The organism is Pyxidicoccus sp. MSG2, assembly GCF_026626705.1.
In the GTDB taxonomy this organism is placed as follows: Bacteria; Myxococcota; Myxococcia; order Myxococcales; family Myxococcaceae; genus Myxococcus.
In genome coordinates, this window is the sequence record NZ_JAPNKC010000001.1 from 7,253,689 (window position 1) to 7,271,064 (window position 17,376).

At 68.5% G+C, this 17,376-nt stretch carries 14 protein-coding genes; 7 read left to right on the forward strand and 7 right to left on the reverse strand.

The window, feature by feature from the left end; all coding sequences use genetic code 11:
- Positions 1-10: 10 nt before the first annotated feature.
- The 5 genes from OV427_RS28590 to OV427_RS28610 form a co-directional block, all read right to left on the reverse strand.
- Complete coding sequence (locus OV427_RS28590; protein WP_267859358.1) at positions 11-1,564, reverse strand: DJ-1/PfpI family protein; 1,554 nt, start codon at positions 1,562-1,564, stop codon at positions 11-13.
- Entirely contained in the window at positions 1,561-3,513 is a 1,953-nt protein-coding gene (locus OV427_RS28595; protein WP_267859359.1) for an AGE family epimerase/isomerase, read from the reverse strand. The genes OV427_RS28590 and OV427_RS28595 overlap by 4 nt, the downstream gene beginning before the upstream one ends.
- A gap of 76 nt (positions 3,514-3,589) precedes the next feature.
- Entirely contained in the window at positions 3,590-4,009 is a 420-nt protein-coding gene (locus OV427_RS28600; RefSeq protein WP_267859360.1) for a VOC family protein, read from the reverse strand.
- Positions 4,006-5,559, reverse strand: coding sequence for a GMC family oxidoreductase (locus tag OV427_RS28605; protein WP_267859361.1), 1,554 nt, complete (start codon positions 5,557-5,559; stop codon positions 4,006-4,008). The genes OV427_RS28600 and OV427_RS28605 overlap by 4 nt, the downstream gene beginning before the upstream one ends.
- Positions 5,560-5,586: 27 nt before the next feature.
- Complete coding sequence (locus OV427_RS28610) at positions 5,587-5,952, reverse strand: nuclear transport factor 2 family protein (RefSeq protein WP_267859362.1); 366 nt, start codon at positions 5,950-5,952, stop codon at positions 5,587-5,589.
- 173 nt (positions 5,953-6,125) lie between these two features.
- Here OV427_RS28610 and OV427_RS28615 point away from each other — a divergent pair, with 173 nt between their 5' ends.
- The 7 genes from OV427_RS28615 to OV427_RS28645 all read left to right on the forward strand — a co-directional run bounded on the left by OV427_RS28615 (position 6,126) and on the right by OV427_RS28645 (position 11,429).
- Complete coding sequence (locus OV427_RS28615) at positions 6,126-6,572, forward strand: hypothetical protein (protein WP_267859363.1); 447 nt, start codon at positions 6,126-6,128, stop codon at positions 6,570-6,572.
- Between the two features lie 154 nt (positions 6,573-6,726).
- The gene (locus OV427_RS28620) at positions 6,727-7,155 is read left to right on the forward strand and encodes a nuclear transport factor 2 family protein (RefSeq protein WP_267859364.1); all 429 of its coding nucleotides are present in this window, start codon (positions 6,727-6,729) and stop codon (positions 7,153-7,155) included.
- Between the two features lie 41 nt (positions 7,156-7,196).
- Positions 7,197-7,607 (forward strand): nuclear transport factor 2 family protein, encoded by a 411-nt coding sequence (locus tag OV427_RS28625; protein WP_267859365.1) that lies wholly within the window; start codon positions 7,197-7,199, stop codon positions 7,605-7,607.
- A 173-nt stretch (positions 7,608-7,780) separates the two neighbouring features.
- Complete coding sequence (locus OV427_RS28630) at positions 7,781-8,704, forward strand: ester cyclase (protein ID WP_267859366.1); 924 nt, start codon at positions 7,781-7,783, stop codon at positions 8,702-8,704.
- A gap of 45 nt (positions 8,705-8,749) precedes the next feature.
- Positions 8,750-9,580: a hypothetical protein gene (locus tag OV427_RS28635; RefSeq protein ID WP_267859367.1), complete on the forward strand. Its 831-nt coding sequence runs from the start codon at positions 8,750-8,752 to the stop codon at positions 9,578-9,580.
- 50 nt (positions 9,581-9,630) lie between these two features.
- Positions 9,631-10,362, forward strand: coding sequence for a hypothetical protein (locus OV427_RS28640; protein ID WP_267859368.1), 732 nt, complete (start codon positions 9,631-9,633; stop codon positions 10,360-10,362).
- A 44-nt stretch (positions 10,363-10,406) separates the two neighbouring features.
- The gene (locus OV427_RS28645; RefSeq protein WP_267859369.1) at positions 10,407-11,429 is read left to right on the forward strand and encodes an alpha/beta hydrolase; all 1,023 of its coding nucleotides are present in this window, start codon (positions 10,407-10,409) and stop codon (positions 11,427-11,429) included.
- 121 nt (positions 11,430-11,550) lie between these two features.
- Here the strand turns inward: OV427_RS28645 and OV427_RS28650 are convergent, their stop codons facing one another.
- Together OV427_RS28650 and OV427_RS28655 are read right to left on the reverse strand one after the other, a co-directional pair.
- Positions 11,551-12,093, reverse strand: coding sequence for a hypothetical protein (locus OV427_RS28650; protein ID WP_267859370.1), 543 nt, complete (start codon positions 12,091-12,093; stop codon positions 11,551-11,553).
- 15 nt (positions 12,094-12,108) lie between these two features.
- The gene (locus OV427_RS28655; protein WP_267859371.1) at positions 12,109-17,340 is read right to left on the reverse strand and encodes a patatin-like phospholipase family protein; all 5,232 of its coding nucleotides are present in this window, start codon (positions 17,338-17,340) and stop codon (positions 12,109-12,111) included.
- Between the last annotated feature and the right edge of the window lie 36 nt (positions 17,341-17,376).

Consider the following 17,376-nt stretch of genomic DNA (forward strand, 5'->3'; position numbering starts at 1 on the left):
TGTGATTGCATTACCAGCCCCACCGGCGCAATCCCTGCTCCAGCACCTCGACGAGCTTCTCGCCCGTCAGGGTGGAGTCCGGGGTGGAGCGGCCGGTGATGAACGGGTAGTCGACGATGACCGACCGCTCCTTGCCGAAGTTGCCGTGGTACTGCCCCTCGGGCCCCGTCGCATCGCGGAGGATGAACTCGAGCGGGTACGGCGGCGGGCCCATGTTGAAGTCGGTGCCCACGAAGCCGGTGCCGTCCTTGTAGTCGTATTCCAGGCAGTGTCCCGTCACGTGCTTGTTGCGCAGGATGCTGCGCCGGTCCTCCACCTCCCGCGCGAAGGCGAGGCAGGTCACCGCGTAGCACTCCGCGGCGATGGGCTTGCCCAGCTTCAGGAAGCCCAGGATGAGGTCGTGCACGCGCTGGTTGTTGGCCAGGTCGACGATGGGGCCGCTGCCGCCCACCAGCAGCAGCGCGTCGAACCGCTCGAACGCACGCAGGGCCTCATCCCGCTCGCGGTAGTAGGCCTCCAGCGCGCGCACCAGCACGGGGTGGCTGAAGTAGGGCCGCTCGGGCAGCAGCGCCGAGAGGTTCAGCGGAGCATCGAAGAGCCGGGACTGCTCGCTCGGGTCGGGGCCGACGTCGTCGAGCCGGCGCACCGCACGGGCCATCTCCGGTGAGGTCACCGGACGCCCGAGCGGCGGGTCGACGTAGCTCGCGTCCATGCTGGGAGGCAGGGCCACGGGGCGCCGCCCGTCCGGCGTGGCGAACTCGACGCGGTAGCCCTGGCGGGTGAAGACCTCCAACGGGCCCACCAGCTCCTCACCCCAGTAGCCGTGGCCGGACAGGACGACGAGGATGCTGCGGGGGCCGCCCGGTGCGGGCTTCGGCCCCCGGGACGTGGCGGCGGGCCGCTGGAGCGCGGTGGGAGGGCCCTCCGGAGGCTTCCCGCTCACGAGCAGTTCCTCGATGCGCTCGATGAACTCGGAGACCTCGTGGACCGAGCGCCCCGTCACCAGGTCGCCGTCCACCACCACGCCCGAGGCATCCGGCGTGTAGATGCCGCCGGCGTTGGTGATGTCGGCCAGCACGACCTCGTGGCAGATGACCTTGCGCCCCGCGAGCAGCTCCGGGGTGGGTGTCAGCAGCCAGAGGGCGTGGCACAGCGCGCCCTTGATGATTCCCGGCTGGCGCATGGCGCGGCCGAAGAACTGGACCGCCGGCGCGGTGCGGGTCATGTCCGGGGTGATGGGCAGGGGCCTGCCATCCGGCCCGTCGGGCGGGACGAAGTGGCGCAGCCGCACGCTGGGGTAGTTGGCCGCCACGATGACGGCCGCGTAGTCCTCCGGGTGGGCCTTCCGGATGTCCCGCGTGACGGTCAGCAGCTTCGGCGTGGTGCCGGGCTCCTCGACCTCGCTCACGAGGTTCAGGTGGGATTGGCCATACAGGTTCGCGAGGAAGTGGACCTCCGCTCCGTCCTCCTCGAACCGCTCCCGGTACTGCGCCAGCTCCTCGGCGATGTACTGGCTCTCGACGAGGACGGCGATCTTCTTGCCCTTCAGTGCCTGGGTGCTCATGACTTCCTCCGGAACTGGACGACGACTTCCGAGCCCAGGTCCTCGTGCCTCAGCTGGACCTGGAACTGGTCGGGGTCGAAGTCGGCCCGACGACGGCCGTTGATGGAGATGCTCGAAATCTCGATGGAGCCGGGCTTCACGAAGTCCGGCAGCACGTTGATGGAGCGGAACCCGCTGTTGGCGGACGGATGGAAATACAGGCAGAAGTTCGCCTCCGGGCTGGAGGCGGGAGTGACGTAGGCCCGCGTGTAGACGTGGGCCAGGTAGTTCAGCTCGAAGGAGTGGTAGCCCGCGACGGCGTACTGCGCCTTGTTGCCATACCCCCCGCTCACGATGGGCAGGCCGTCCTCACTGACACGGAAGAAGACGCCCTGGTTGTCCCGGTCCAGGAAGAACTTGTTCCAGAACGCGGACATGGCGCGGGACTGGTCCAGGTACTCCGGGTCGCCCGTCTGTCCATGGAGGATGAGATTGGCGAGGATGGCCTGCTCCTGCTGCCAGAAGTCCTTCGCGCTGGTCCAGGCGAACTCGAGCGGCTGGCCGTTGGTGGGATTGCGCTCGACGGTGTCGAAGCACCCGCCGCGGAGGGGGTCGGCGCCGTGGGAAATCATCGACCTGGCGAGCCGCTCGGCGAGGACGAGCGCGCGCCGGGCCTCCTCCTCCCGCCCCGAGCCGCGCAGGTAGTGGGCGACGCGGGTCAGGTTCCACGCAATCTTGTAGTTGTGGCCCACGACGGCGCGGTTCTGCTGCCAGCCCCACTGGTGCTCGGGCGTCCAGTCCGCGTGGAAGCGCTCATTCACATACACCGAGTCGTCGTCCGGGAACTTCTCCAGGATGAGCCGCGTGGTCCGGTCCAGCATCTCCCGGCACGTGTCGAGGAAGCGGGCGATGCCCTCGTCCGCGCCCTGCGGCAGCGGATCCAACGCGAGGATGAGGTTGATGAGGTACGCGGGGATGTGGTCGCCAATCGAGTTCCAGTTCTTGCGAGACTGGAGCCGCCCCAGTTCCGGCGAGTCCGGACGCAGGGTGACCGGGTCGAGGTGGGTGAAGTAGCCGTCGAACCCGGGGAACTCGGCGTTGACGTCCTTGCTGTCCAGGAACAGCGTGTTGAACGTGTTCACGGTGCGGCGGATGTCCTCCAGCACCTCGGGGTCTCCGGTGATTCGGAAGTACTGGGACAGCCCGGCCAGGCCGTAGATCTGCTCGTACATGGAGATGGCGCCGGCGTCGTCGCCGTTCTCCGAGGCCATCACCGTGACGGTGCCATTCACCCCCTTGCGACGACCGTAGGCCCAGATGCAGGACTGCCCGTCGTGGCTGAGGATGCGGAAGGAGGAGCGCTGGAACTCGATGCCCGCCGCGGCCGCCAGCCGGTAACGGTGGTCACCCGTCAGGAGGTACGACGAGGACAGCCCGTAGATGAGCCGGGACAGCGTGGCCATGGCCTGGAGGTTGTCGTCCGTGGCCCCGCCGTAGATGTTGAGGTTGGTGCGGTAGAGCTTGGAGAAGTCGTCCTCGCGGTAGGTGCGCGAGTCCCCGAAGAGGTCATCCAGCCATCCGTTGGCCAGATGCATGGTCTGGGTCATCCACCAGTGTTTGTCTTCGAAGAGGAAGCGCTCCGGCTCGGAGTGCATCCGGGTGACGCCGCGCGCGTCGAAGCGGACCCTCCCGCCGTGCTCGAGCCGGGCGGCCTGGACGAAGATGGTGTCCCGGGGGCGCAGGTACCGGGTCACCTTCCGGACCAGCTCGCTGCCCTCCAGCGGGGGGCCCTCGGGCACCCGGTCATGCGACGCGCCGTCGATGTTGGTGAGCACCGAGAACGTCGTCTCGGCGCCGAAGTGGAGCGTCACGGCGTCGCCGTTCCGCAGGCGCAGCTCGCACCGCAGTTGCTCGGGCTCGACGGACGTGACGGTGCCCTGCAGTGTAATCATCTGACAGAAGTTGTTCATGGTCTCTCTTGGGTGCCGCGTGCCGTTGTTGGCTGTCTTTAGACTCGCGGGCAGCGATTTGTGATGGGATTGGGCGCTAGGTCCGTGGCGGCTCGTCCACGTAGCCCTGGCTGATCTCGATGATGTTTCCCTCGGGGTCGGCCACCCAGGCGGAGCGCCAGCCCTCGATGAAGTCATCGAAGTCCTGCGGCAGCAGCGTCACCCGCGCGTCGGAGCCCAGCGCGGCCAGGGTGGTGTCGACGTCGTCGACGGTGAACGCGATATGCCGCCAGCCCGGGTACCAGGGCCCGTCCCCTCCCGCCGGGAGCACCGGGGAGGGCTGCCGGGCCTTGAAGAGCTCCAGGGTGAGGGCGCCCGACTTGAGGAAGACAATCTGCTCGTCTCCCAGGGGAACGACTCGCGCCCGATGGAAGCCGAAGTGCTTCGTGTAGAACTGCTCGAGCGCCAGCGGGTCCCGGCAGGCCAGCGCGAAGTGCAGGAAGGTGGGAGCCTTCATGGCTTCGCCCCTCCCTGGTTCATGCGCAGGCCGTACGCGACCTGGAGCAGCTCGGCGCACCGCTCGGCAATCATCACGATGCCGGCATGGCAGTTGCCCGAGGGGACGGACGGCATCACGCTGGCGTCCGCCACGCGCACGCCACTGACGCCGAAGACGCGCAGCTCCGGATCCACGACGGCCAGGTCATCCAGCCCCATCCGGCACGAGCCGGCCTGGTGGTGGTACGAGTCGGCGCTCCGCTGGACGAAGGCCCGAAGCTCGGCCCGGGTGCCCACGACGGGGCCGGGCATCAGCTCATCACCCACCCAGCCGGAGAACGCCTGCGTGGCGAAGATTTCCCGGGCCAGCTCCACGCCCTTCATCAGGCGCGTCAGGTCCGACTCGACGGCCAGGTAGTTGGGGTTGACGAGCGGCTTCGCGAGCGGGTCCCGATTGGCCAGGCGGACCCATCCGCGCGACAGGGGCCTCACCACGCCCGGCAGGATGCTGACGGCGTTGGGGTGCTTCTGGCCGATGGCGGCGTCGAAGGGCACGTGGACGAACGCGAGCTGCAAGTCGGGTCCGACCCAGCCCGGAGTGGACTGGCAGAAGAGGGCGCTCTCGGACAGGTTGAGCCGGGGCGCCGGGACGGGCCGGGAGCACTCGCGGATGACCCCCGTCAGGACGTGGTTGTGGAAGTTCTCCCCGACGCCGGGGAGGGCCGCGAGGATGGGAATGCCCACCCGGCCGAGCTGCTCGGGCTGACCGATGCCGGAGAGCAGGAGCAACTTGGGCGACTCCAGGGCCCCGCACGCGACGACCACCTCGTGCGCGGCGTACGCGCTCACGAGCCTGCCTTCGTGGTGGTACTCCACGCCCATGCAGTCCGTGCCCTCGAAGAGCAGCCGGGTGGCCTGCGCGTCCGTCACCAGCGTGAGGTTGGGCCGCGCCAGCGCCGGCGCGAGGTAGGCCGCGTAGACGCTGTGGCGCTTGCCGTCCTTGATGTTGACGTGGTGCCAGCCCGCGCCCTCCATCTGGGGACCGTTGAAGTCCTCGGTGAGGGGAAAGCCCAGCTCCTGGCAGGCCTGGATGAAGGCCTCGGAGGTGGGGTTGGGCCCGTGGTTCTTCGCGTTCGTCACCGGCAGCGGACCGCCGTGGCCCGCGGTGGGGTTGGTGGTGTCCTCCTGGTCCTCCAGTTTCTTGAAGTAGGGCAGCACGTCCTGCCAGGCCCAGCCCGGACAGCCCTGGTGCGCCCAGGCGTCGTAGTCAGACGGGTGCCCGCGGATGTGCATCATGATGTTGAGGTTGCTGCTGCCGCCGGCCAGCTTTCCGCGGGGCTCGTTGATTTGCCGGCCCTCGAGACGCATCTGCGGCACGCTGGCGTAGCCCCAGTCGACGGCCGAGCCGAGCAGGAGGGGCCACTCCGCCGGTCGGGTGACCTGCTCCGGAATCCGGCCGCCTCCCGCCTCCAGGAGGAGCACGCGGACCTTGGGGTTCTCCGTCAACCGGCTGGCGATGACGGCTCCCGCCGAGCCCGCTCCGACCACGATGAAGTCATAGGTATCCATGTCTGTTTTCACGCTCCTTTCGTGGGCTCAGCGCGCCTGCGGCCCGAGGATGGGGGCGAAGGGTTTGCTGTCGTGGAAGTTGGCCAGGTAGGTGATGCGGCCTTCCTGGACACAGAAGTAGTTGGCCACCTCCGCTTCGATGGCTTCACCGCTCGCGCTCGTCGCGGAGAGGTGTGACACCACGCAGGCCTGGTCGCCCTGGACGACGATGTACCGGGGGTGGTTCTGGAAGCGCGAATACGCCCGCTTCATCCCTTCCACGGCCGCGCGCAGCGTATGGAGGCCTTCGAGATGGCCGCCGAGCTGCTCATCCATGACGTACCGCTCGTCGAAGAGCTTCAGCCAGCCATCCCAGTCACCGGCATTGACGCATTCATAGTATCGGTCAATCACAGCACGAACCTGCATTGTCTTTACCTCCATTGCTCGGGGCTGAAATAGAGCCAGGAGGGTCGCGCTGTGACGGAACGGGACTGGAACAGGCTGTAGGCGCGGGCCGGCGTTCCGTCACGCCGGGCGCCTTGCGTCTCTAGGGCTTGAGTCACACCCAACCCCAGAGAGAGAGCATGACAACACCCATCACCTACGAGCAGGTGAAGCGCTTCGCGACGGCGTGGTACCAGGCCCTGGATCAGCATGTGCCGGTGGAGGAGTGCTACCGCCTCCTGGCCGCCGAGGGACTGCACATGCGGTTCCCGGACGGCGACATCCAGGACTTCGACGGCTTCAAGCGCTGGTACGAGCGCGTCATCCACCTCTTCTTCGACGAGAACCACACCGTCCACACCGTCGAGGCCCTCATCGGAGAAGCCTCGGCGGAGGTGCGGGTCGTGGTCGGCTGGCAGGCGAGCTGGTTCGAGCCGCCCGCCGCGAAGAGCATGCGGCTGTCCCTGGATGCGACGCAGCGGTGGAGCGTGCGGCGCTCGGACAAGAACGCGTACGGGCTGGAGCTCGTCACCTACGACGCGACGGCCGAGCCCTTCCAGTACGCGCCCGGCTTCGCGCGCTTGTGACGGGCGTCATCCCTCCCTGATGCGGCGCGGCCGGCGGCAGGCGGGCCTGCGGGCGCAACCCCGCCTGTCGCCGGTCGCCTCCGTCACACCGAAGCCCTCCGGGGGTCCATGGAGGGCTTCACGCAGTCCACAACCCCAACGAGCAGGAGCTGCAATGTCGCGTTCGAATCTGGCACTCGTCGAGAAGATGTACGCGTGTTTCAACACCGGAGACATGGAGACCATCAAGCGGGAGGTCTTCGCCGAGAACCTCGAGTGGCGCTTGCCGGGCCACCATCCGCTCGCCGGCACGAAGTACGGCGCGGATGAGGTGATTGCGTTCTTCACGCAGTTGTCGAAGTCCGGCATCAAGGTCGATCTGACCCGGATCGACTCCTTCGGCGAGGAGTATGTCGTCGAGGTGCACCGCGGCCATGGCCAGGCGGGTGACGCCCGGCTGGATGCAATCAATTGCACGCACTACCACGTCGTGAATGGCCGCATCCAGGACGTGCAGGTCTACACCAGCGACCAGCATGCGGTGGACCTGTTCTTCAACCAGACGTACGCCCTCGCCCCCATTCCGCGGCGCCTGACGCAGTAGCGCACCCGTTCGCCACCAGGCCCGGACAAGGAGGAACCCAGATGCCGAAGGTCACCCCGGAGTTGGTCGCCACCGCCTATGCCGCGCTGGCGACCGGAGACAGGAACAGGATTCGGGAGTACTGGGCGGAGGACATGCGCTGGCTCGTGCCCGGACACAACAGCCTGTCGGGCTGGAAGGAGGGCCTGGAGGGCTTCCTCGGGTTCATGAGCCAGGTGGTGGCGCTGTCCGGCGGCAGCTTCCAAATGGACAACATCTCCACCACCACCAACGATGAGTACTCGGCCGATGTCACCCGGAACCGCGGGAAGCGTGCGGACAACCCGGACAAGACGTTGGACATCATCGCCGTGCACGTCCTGCGCTGGCGCGACGGCAAGGTGGTCGAAGGCCGCGGCGCCATCATGGAAGACGGGACGACGCGGTACGACCAGTTCTGGTCACCTGTGTAGTCCCGTGCTGGCTCGCCGGGGAGGAATCCCCGGCGGGCCAGCGGCGGGTGCTTGCCGAACCCTCGAAACCTGAGCTGAGGCGCCTGTCACATCCAAGGCGTCGGCTCTCTATTGCACACACGCTGGGGAGCGGTCCCCGAGCGATCAATTGAAAGTGATTGGAAGGGAAATCCATGTCTGAAGAGAACAAGGCCCTCGTTCTTCGGTTCTACGAGGAGGTCATGAACAACGGTCGGGTGGACGTGCTCGACGAGATCATGACTCCCGACTTCAAGGACCACGGCGAGACGTTGCTCGGCAGCCCCACCGGTCGCGAGGTGTTGAAGCAGGGAATCACCGGCACGCGGCAGATCCTCGAGGGGCTCACCGTCCACCTCCAGGAGATCCACGCCGAGGGCGATCTGGTGGGCGTTCGTGGCCGGATGAGCTGTGTCCACCGGGGCACGTTCTTCGGCGTACCGGGGACGGGCAACGAGTTGTCGTGGGCGGGGCTCGCGGTGTTTCGCATCCAGGAGGGCCGGCTCGCCGAGCGCTGGTTCAACTCGGACAGCCTGAGCATCGTCCGGCAACTGGGCATCTCTACGCCGCTCGCGCAGCCCGCGATGTCATCGAGTGAGGGGGGCTTGCCTGCCCTCGATGCCGCGCCACGAGCGAGCGCGTCCGCGAGCATCGAAGACGTGCGCAGGCTCGCCGTGGCGATTGGCGACCCGGATCCGAACGCTCTGTCGCGCACGCTGGACGAGCTACTCGCGCCGGGCTTCGTGCTGCATGAGGAGGCGGGCTCACCGCTCGTCATGGGCCGTGAGGTCCTCGAGCCGGTGCTCTCCTCCTTCAAGGAGGCGTGCACCGATGTCGAGGTGACGCTCGAGGCGAGCGTCACCGAAGGCAATGCGGTGATGGCGCACCTGCGGGTCGGCGGCATCCAGCGGCGTGAGTGGATGGGCCTGCCCGCCACGGGCAAGGCGCTCACCTGGACCCTGACCCTCCTCGCCGTCCGGTCCGCGGAGGGGCTGTCGGAGGGCTGGATCATCCAGGACCGACTCGGCTTGTTCGAGCAGCTCGGCCTGATGGCTCGCATCCCCGGCCAGGGTGGATAGCCACGAAGACGCAATCACGACGACGAGACGAAAGGAATCATCACAATGGCAGCGATGTCCCCTACAATTTCCGAGCACCTCACCACCGCTGGCTTCAAGGGCAGGTATTCAATCACCGGCGTCGGCTGGGGCGGACAGACACCCATGGCGTCCGTGGGTGTCCTCCGCTTCGACGGCCAGGGCAGGGTCTCCGGAAGGGAGATCATGAACGTGCCCGGCCCCGGCTTCGAGCGGAGGAGCCTCTCGAGCCTGTCATGGAACGGGGCCTACGAGGTTGACCCCGACGGCTCCGGATATGGCTCGACCGAGCTGGCGGCCAGCCTGCCGGACGGGTCCACGCGGAAGGTCCGCACGACCTTGCTGATCACCCGTGCGTCCATGATGGGCGGCGAGGTCATCGTGCAGGAGGCCTCCCTCATGCAGCACGATCCGGAGCCCGCCTCGGGAAGTCTGGTCATGTACTCCGTCTTCCGTCAGCCCGACGAGGGGAGCTTCTCACTGTCCAGCTTCCGCGGCATCTATGCCGGCCCCGGACTCGGGCGAGGCAACCAGCTCCCGGCGGCGGCCATCGGCATCGGTGCGGTGAACTTCAATGGCGCCGGACGCTTCACCGGCGTGGACGTCCAGAACCTGCCGGCGGACTCCTTCGCGCATCGGCGTATCGCGACCTTCGATACGCCGGAGGCCCACTACACCGTGGACGAGGACGGGCTTGGCATGATCCTCGCTCCGAATGGGCAGGCGCACCTGGTGGTCACCCGCTCCGAGCCGAACGACGGTGTCAGGCTTTGTCTGGAGTACTTCTTCGTCACCAACGAGCTGCATCCACTGACGGGGAATCTCGTCACGACCTTCGTCACCCGTCGGATGCGGTAGCCACGCTCCAGGAGGCAGTCACGATGTCAGGACCTGTATTTGATGTATCGATGTTTCAAGGCACCTTCGCCCTCCATGGCGCGGGCGTGGGCGGCCGGGCTCCGCTCGCCGCGATTGGCACGCTGACCCTCGACGAGCGCGGGGGCTTCAATGGCCACATGCTCCGGAGCGTGCCCGGTGAGCCGCTGCGGACGCAGACGCTCGAGGGCGTCTGTCTCATGGAGCCGCGAGGCAGCGGCACCGTGCTCGCGGTGGGGGGCTCCGAGTCCGAGCTGGTCATCGCTTCCTCCCGCGTGGGACGGATGGGTGGTGCCTGGGGCGTCGACGAGCTCGCACTCGTCTTCCGGCTGCCGGATCCGGTGAGTGGGGGGCTCCTCACCGCACGCGCGACGCGGCTTCCGGACGAGGGGAGGTTCAATCAAGCCAGCCTTCGCGGAACCTATGTGGGCGCCGGGAGCGGGCGTGGCGGCGGGCTTCCATCCGCTGGGCTCGGCATCTTGAGCTACGACGGAGCGGGCCGCTTCTCCGAGTCCAACGTCGCGAACGTGGCACTCGGCGCACTCCAGGAGAGGACCTTCGTGAGCGGCTCGGACGCGGGGGCCTATGCCGTCGAGGCGGATGGCACGGGCACCGTCGCTGGTGGTGGGGTGCTCTTCGTCATCACGAGGGCCGAGGTGCTCGACGGCGTCAGACGCGCCCTGGAGTACGCCTTCATCGCCCCGGGTCAGGCACAGGCGTCCAGCGCCTGGGCCACGGGGCTCACCGTACGTCGTTCGGACTGACCGCCGCGACGCGCAAATCCCAGAAAGGAAGTGAGAGGAAAGCCATGTCCACGATTCGTATTCGACCGACCCTTGATGTCGCCCGCGAGGGCAATGACCCTTCATACTTCCAGGCGCGGGCGCCAGAGGACCAGCTCCGGGCTGAGCCCTCGCGTCGGACGCCGGTGCGCTTCACCAGTGAGGGGCTCACCCTCGCCGGGCACCTCTACCGCCCACCCGACGTCACGCCTGACACGATCACCCCTGGCATCGTGATGGCCGGCCCGCTCTCCAGTGTGAAGGAGCAGACCGTGCCCCACTACGCCGAGCGCCTGGCCGAGGCTGGCTATACGGTGCTCACCTTCGATCCGCGTACCTTCGGCGAGAGCGAGGGGATGCCCCGGTGGCATCAGGATCCCAACATGATCATCCAGGACATCACCAACGCGGTGACCTGGATGCGCACGAGGGGGGATGTCAATTCCGAGAAGATTGGGCTCCTGGGTGTCTGCATGGGCGGCGGGTACGCCGTCTCGGCGGCGGCACGGGACAAACGCGTGAAGGCGGTCGCCAGCGTCGGCGGAGGATACGACGTGGGGGGGAGCTTCCAGCGCTTCATGGGGGTCGAGGGCTTCGCGGCCTACTGCCGCCGGGTCAATGCGCTGGTCGAGAAGCAGACGCTCACGGGCGAGGTGCAATACATCCCCACGATTGCCCACGGCCTGTCCGCCGAGGTGCCTGTCGCGATGATGCCGGGTGACGAGGCGTACAGCTATTACGACCGGACGGCCAGGGATGATGCGCCGACCTGGTCCTCTCAGGTCACGGCGGCGAGCCTCGAGCTTCTCTTCGCCTACAACGCCGTCGTGCACGCGCCGCTGGTGGCGCCGACGCCGATGCTCATCGTGCATGGCACGAAGGACCTCACGCTTCCGCCTGAGCTCGCCAGGGCGACCTACGACGCGGCGATCGGTCCGAAGGAGCTCGTGTGGATCGAGACGCACAACCACGTCGAGCTGTACGACCAGAGGCCGTATGTGAGCGAGGTGTGCGGGCATCTCGTCCGCTGGCTCGGGACGCAGCTCTGAGCGTCCAGGTCGTGGAGTTGCCCCGCGAAAACAGGGCAACTTCACTTCCTGCCCGCCTGGCGCCCCTGGAACCGCCACGAGGTGCGTCCCTCCTTCGCCGACATGCTCGCCACCCTCGAGCTCAGGGGAACAAGGTCTTCAGCATGGCCATGATTGTCTGGGGTTCCAGCGCGTCGTCCGAGCTCGCGGCCGTCGTGTGCTGCTCCAGTCGCTTCAGCACCACGGCGAGCGTCTCGAGCGAAGAGGTCAGGGTGTCGATGCCGCTGTAGAAGCTGACGAACAGCAGCCGGTAGGCGATGTCCTTGGGATCCAGGCCCACCATCAGGCCCCAGTAGAAGTGGAGCGCGAGGTACATCCGTCGGTTTCCCATCCGGGCCGCCAGCAGGGCGATGACGATCTGCTCGCGATCCCGGGCGAAGTCCTGGGGTTCGTAGAACTCGGTCAGCATCTCCTGGAGCAGGTCGGTGGATTTTTCATACATGCCCGTGATGGTGTCGATGGAGGTGTTCGCCACCTGGTGCGGCGTCTGGCTGTAGGCGCGGCGGAGCCGCTCGAGCGCACCCGGGGTGAGCAGCGAGGTGACGTCCTTGAGCGGCGGGGGAAGCGGCGGCACGGGGATATAGCTGGGGCTGTCGCTCTGTTGCATGGTGGGTCCTGGTTCCATGTTGGCTCCTTGGGTTCACTGCGTCTGTCGGTATTCGTAGGCGGTGCCGGGCGGGCACTTCCACCGCTGGTCCTGGCACTGCAGGTAGTGGGTGCGCTCGTGCTCGGCGAACTCGTTGCGACTCGGCATGGCGGCCACCCGGTCCACCAGCGTCTCGAAGGTGGCGGGGTGGAGGCGGAGGCTCGAGCCGTCCGCCGCCATCGTCACCAACCACCGGCCATCGGGCGTGAAGGCGGCCCAGCGGAGAGGCGCGGGCTCCGACTCCAGCGCCGCGGCGATCATCCAGCGCCCGTCACTGCCCTGCCGCCAGAGCAGCCCGCGGCCGTCCCTGCTCGCGCTGAACAGGCACGAGCCGCTCGCGTTCCAGGCCAGGTGCTCGATTCCCCCCCACCGCGTCTGGGGGCTCGCCACCAGGTCGTAGCCGCGCGAATCCCAGATACCCACCAGTCCTCCGGCGTCACCCGTGGCGAGGAACTGTCCATCCGGGCTCCAGGAGACCCGGCAGGCCGCGAACATCAGTCGCAGACTCCACAGCGGCTTTCCGAGCGCGCAGACGCTCGGGCAATCGTAGATGCGAGCCCAGCCGTCATTGCAGGCGATGGCGAGCTGCTTGCCCGACGGGCTCCAGGCCAGGTCCCACAGCCTGTCCTGCTCCGCTCCCGAGGGGTGCATCAGCTCCGCTCTCGTGACGTCCCAGAATCTGGGCTCCTTGTCCTTCTTCAGCGCGAGTCCCAGGGCGTGGCCGGAGGGGTGCCACACCAGCCTCGTGAGGTCGTGTGGCAGCTTATTCACGGACGCTTCGCGTTCGCCGGAGTCGGTCCATAGGGAGAAGGACCGCGCCCCGTCCTGGACCGCGACATGCTTTCCATCGGGGCTCCAGCAGGCCGCGAAACCGCGCCCCTTCACGCCGGGGGCGGTGCTGAAGTCGTGGCCCTCCCAGAGCGGCAGGGACTTGTGCGCCGCGGCCGGCAGGGCGGCCTGGTGCGGCCTGCGCGGACTGTAGCGGGCCCAGGCGGTACCAGGAGTCCCCGGCTTCAGCGGGAGCTCCGGCGGGTGGAGGAGGGTGCCGTCCTTCTTCAAGCGCCGCTCCACTTCGTCCCAGGTGTCGTGGCGCTCGGGGCCGCCGAGCGTGTCGTCCCAGATGCGCGCCGTGGCATCCGCGCTCACGGTGACCAGGCGCCTGCCATCGGGGCTCCACGCCACCTGATGGATGCGTCCGGAGTGGCCGGTGAGCGTCGCCACCGTCTGGCCGCTCTCCGCGTGCCAGACCCGGGCCTGGTTGCCGCTCCAGGTCGCGAGGACTCCGGGCCGCCTGGGATTCCACGTGACTCCCTCCAGCGGATCTCCTTCCACCGGGAGGACATTCAGGAGGTGGCCCGAGTCCGTGTGCCAGATGCGCAGCGCCCTGGCACTGGCCCCTGCCAGCCACCTGCCGTCCGAGCTCCAGGCCACGTGCTCCACCGGGCCGGGCGTCTCCAGTTGCTCCACCTTCTTCCCGGAGCCGGAGCCGCGGAGCAGGGCGGCTCCCTTCGCGCCCCCGGCGGCGAGCACCGGCTTCCACGGGTGCCAGGCCACCGTGCGCACCCCCTTCACGGGGAAGGCCTCCTGCTTGGAGACCGTGTGCTGGCTGTCGCGCCGCTCCACGCGCCAGATTCCCACCTCGTTGCGCCCGGCCGTGGCGAAGCGCTTCCCATCGGGTGCCCAGACCGCGTCGCGAACTTCGGCAAGCCCGGGCGTCACCCGCTCGGAGTCACTCACCGGGAGCAGCTTCTTCCTCGCCACGCTGAGCAGGCCCGCGTGCCACGAGGTGTCGCTCCTGCTGGAGCCGCCCTCGCTGAAGGGCCCGAGCAGCAGCCCCTGCCTGGGTGAGAACCGGAGCCCCCAGGGGCTCTGGGTTCCCCCCTCATGGGAGTGCACCACCCTGGCTCCAGGTTCGCCCACCCTCATCACCCGGACCTGGCAGTCATTGCCAACGCTGGCCAGCAGGTTGTCCCGTCCGGCCCAGGCAAGCGCGTTCACGCCGGGGTTGTTGGCGCTCTCGTCCACCGTGAGGGATTCGGGCTCCTTCCATGGTGAATGGAGGTCCCAGATGCGCACCGTGCCCGTCCTGTCTCCGGTGGCCAGGTATCTGCCATCCGGACTCCAGGCGGCGCAGAGGGTCGCCGAGCCATTCGAGAGGACGCGCAGGCAGAGCCCACGGTGCTCGAGCACCGCACGCAGCACCTCGTCGAGCAGCGTCTGGGACTCCAGCGGGAGAGGGAGGCGTCGTGGGCCGGGGCGGGCGCCGTTCGAGGCCTCGTGGACGTACTCCGTGGCCTCGAGCGCGAGCAGCCGCGCCAGCTCGGGGGCGCCCTCCCGGACCTGCTGGTCCGCCTCGGAGAGGAGGGTCCGCATCCGGACGTTCGCCTGCGCCTGCCGCAGCTCCGTCAGGTAGCCGCGGTAGGTCTCCAGCATCCCCGCGGCTTCCAGCATCACGTCGCCGGTCATCGTGCGCGTCTTCAAGACGGTGAGCTCCACCCGGGAGGACTGTCCTTCCGCGCGCTCCAGCAGCGCGGGCTCCCCCACCTTCACCTCCTTCTGGAAGATGCGGAGCTTCAGGTAGTCCGCGAGGGCCCGCGCCCGGCGCCGGGCGGTGGCCTCGTCCGGCGCGGTGAGCTGGATCTGGAAGGACTCGATGGCCTTCTGGGTGTGGAGGTATTCCGCCAGCTCGGAGAGGACCGTGTCGCTCGTGGACCTCAGCTCGGAGCGGCTCTGGAGGTCCCGGAAGACCAGCGGGAGCGCCAGCTCTATCTGCTCCGGCGTCGTGTCATTGGCGGAGCGCGGCCTGCTCCGGAGCCACCACGAGTTGTTCAGCCGCCTTCTCCAGGCGGTCCGGGCCCGGAGGGCCGCCGAGGACACCTCCAGGCTGCAGTGGGCCCTCTCGACGATGCGCCGGCCGGACTTGAAGTCCAGCAGCTGGATGCTGGAGCGCTCCGGCTGGTACATCACGGCCCCGCCGTCGCGGTCCTGGAGGCCTCCTGACAGCCGTCCCATGATTTGCAGCATCCGGAAGCTGTCCTTGATGCGCAGGCACGGATTGAGCTGGCGCCACAGGTCCCCCGTCCAGGGGCGCGGGAAGCTGCGCTTGCGTGGCGAGACCCGGGAGATGGGGTTCGCGGCGATGAGGATGTCCGCCCCTTCCGTCCGGAGGACATCCGTCGGCACGTTGGCCACCAGTCCTCCGTCCAGCAGGCGGCGGTTCCCGATGAGGGTGGGGCCGAAGAGGGGAGGCAGCGAGCTGCTGGCCCGGATGCCGCGCCCGACGGACCCGGTGCGCAAATCCCACTCCACCCCCACGTCCGCGTCGGTCACCACCGGGAAGAACGGCACCTCCAGCTCATCGAGCAGGCACCCACCGAGCTGGAGGTCGGTCCACCATTCCAGAATCGCACTCGACAGGGCGCTGAGGCCGATGATGGGCAGCATGAGGGAGGACTGCTGCTCGAGCAGCGCGAGCGCCTTGCGACCGCCGACGCAATAGAACGCCCCGACCACGGCGCCGAAGCTGGAGCCGGAGACCATGTCGATGGGCACCCGCAGCCGGGAGGACTCCTCCGCGTCGTCCTCCGCCGCCTCCAGGTCCAGCCTGCGCAGCAAGGCGATGCTCACGAAGCCGAAGGACCCTCCTCCTCCGAGCGCCAGCCCGACGCGGCGCCCGGTGGCGGCCCGCGCCCAGCGCTCGAACCTCTCCCGGAGGACCTCCTGGCCCCGCCCCTCCAGCGACGTTGGCAACGGTGCTCCGTCGCGCCAGGAAGCGGGGAAGCGCACGCGGACCGTCCCCATGGGCCACTCGGGTGGCTCGTCGGACCTGCTGGCGGTGCGCAGCTGGCGCAGCTTGCGGCGCGCGGCCCCTGTCACCAGGGCGGCGGCCCGCGCGGCCTTGTCCCGCTTCGTCAGCGGCGCCTTGCCGTTCATGAGGCTCGCCAGCGACAGCCCCGGGCCCGGCCCGGTTTCGTCGTCGGAGAGCACGCCGGTGTTGATGCGCTTCACCCTGTCTGGAAGCTCCAGCGTGGGGGGCTGCCGGGAGCGGCTCAGGTGGAGGTACTTGATGGGCACCTCGGCCGGCGTCTCCCGGGCAAGCTGCTGGAGCACCTCCTGGCGCGCTTCGGCCGTGAGCGCCGAGGTATCCACCAGGGTGACATTGATGCGGCCGGCGAACCCGCCGTTCTCCAGACTCCACCAGGTGGTCATCGTGCTCGGCGGGAGGAGGGGCTCTCCATCGGTCCGGGTGGGGGGCCGCTCACAGTCAGCCACCCAGCCGTTCATGGCCCTGGCGGGCCTCTGGGGCGTGAAGTGGCCCTGGGGCGACGCGCCCTCCACGAGCCGCACCACGAGGACATGCTCCTGGAGGTGGACCGCCATCCGTTCGGCGAGGAGTCGGCCCAGCGCGCTCCACGGAGGCATGTCCTTTTCGGATTCTCCCCACACGATGACCTGGTGCGCCGCGGGCGGCGGCGGCGCGTCGAGCAGCTCGGGGCTTCCCCTCGTGACGGCGCGGTCGAAGTCCGGCTCCGTGGCCCGGACGTGATTGAACCACTCCCCGCGGATGTGGAAGGCGAGGGCACCCTGTCCCGCATCCTTCAGCATCACGGGCCCTGCCAGTGGCTTGTGGGCCAGGAAGTTTTCGAGCCCGACGCAGGTCGGGGCTTCGAGCTCGGTGACGGGGCCGCTGGCGGAGACGACCTCGCCATGCCCCCGGAGCACGACGTAGAACCCCTCCGGAACGACGGGGTCCGAGAACAGCGGCGTCCCCTCCGGGCCTCCGTTCAACTCCACCGGTGCGGCGCCCTCCGCGAGCCGGAAGAGGTCCGCGTCCTGGGCGTTGGCCAGCCGCGGCGACTCGCTCAGCACGCGCACGAGGTCCACCGCGCGGGCGTCCGCCTCATGGGCCGCGAGAAGCCGGGCGAGCAGCGTGTCGTTGTACTGAAAGGCCTGCTTGAACTGAGTGCACTGCAGCTCCAGCAACTGGGTGCGGACGCGGGCCCTGGCCTCCTCTCCCGGACGGACCTCCTGGTCCTTGCTCCATTCGGCCAGCGTCCGCAGACCCAGGAGGCTTCCTGGCCCGCGCACCTGCCTTCCGTGAGGCAGGGCGCGGCAGTTGCGGTTCACCTCCACCGCGCCGGAGACGATGAAGCGCAGGGCAGGCGGACGCCGTGCGAGGTCTTCGTCGGGCTCGAGGGTGATGTGCTTCAACAGGGGTGCCAGCACCGACAGCCAGGCCCGCTGCTCCGGCTGCGCCGACGT

Bases quoted from the DNA above. Each gene is read 5' to 3' on its own strand.
- OV427_RS28590 (WP_267859358.1), bottom strand. From the start codon at position 1,564: ATGAGCACCCAGGCACTGAAGGGCAAGAAGATCGCCGTCCTCGTCGAG.
- OV427_RS28595 (WP_267859359.1), bottom strand. From the start codon at position 3,513: ATGAACAACTTCTGTCAGATGATTACACTGCAGGGCACCGTCACGTCC.
- OV427_RS28600 (WP_267859360.1), bottom strand. From the start codon at position 4,009: ATGAAGGCTCCCACCTTCCTGCACTTCGCGCTGGCCTGCCGGGACCCG.
- OV427_RS28605 (WP_267859361.1), bottom strand. From the start codon at position 5,559: ATGGATACCTATGACTTCATCGTGGTCGGAGCGGGCTCGGCGGGAGCC.
- OV427_RS28615 (WP_267859363.1), top strand. From the start codon at position 6,126: ATGACAACACCCATCACCTACGAGCAGGTGAAGCGCTTCGCGACGGCG.
- OV427_RS28620 (WP_267859364.1), top strand. From the start codon at position 6,727: ATGTCGCGTTCGAATCTGGCACTCGTCGAGAAGATGTACGCGTGTTTC.
- OV427_RS28625 (WP_267859365.1), top strand. From the start codon at position 7,197: ATGCCGAAGGTCACCCCGGAGTTGGTCGCCACCGCCTATGCCGCGCTG.
- OV427_RS28630 (WP_267859366.1), top strand. From the start codon at position 7,781: ATGTCTGAAGAGAACAAGGCCCTCGTTCTTCGGTTCTACGAGGAGGTC.
- OV427_RS28635 (WP_267859367.1), top strand. From the start codon at position 8,750: ATGGCAGCGATGTCCCCTACAATTTCCGAGCACCTCACCACCGCTGGC.
- OV427_RS28640 (WP_267859368.1), top strand. From the start codon at position 9,631: ATGTTTCAAGGCACCTTCGCCCTCCATGGCGCGGGCGTGGGCGGCCGG.
- OV427_RS28645 (WP_267859369.1), top strand. From the start codon at position 10,407: ATGTCCACGATTCGTATTCGACCGACCCTTGATGTCGCCCGCGAGGGC.
- OV427_RS28650 (WP_267859370.1), bottom strand. From the start codon at position 12,093: ATGGAACCAGGACCCACCATGCAACAGAGCGACAGCCCCAGCTATATC.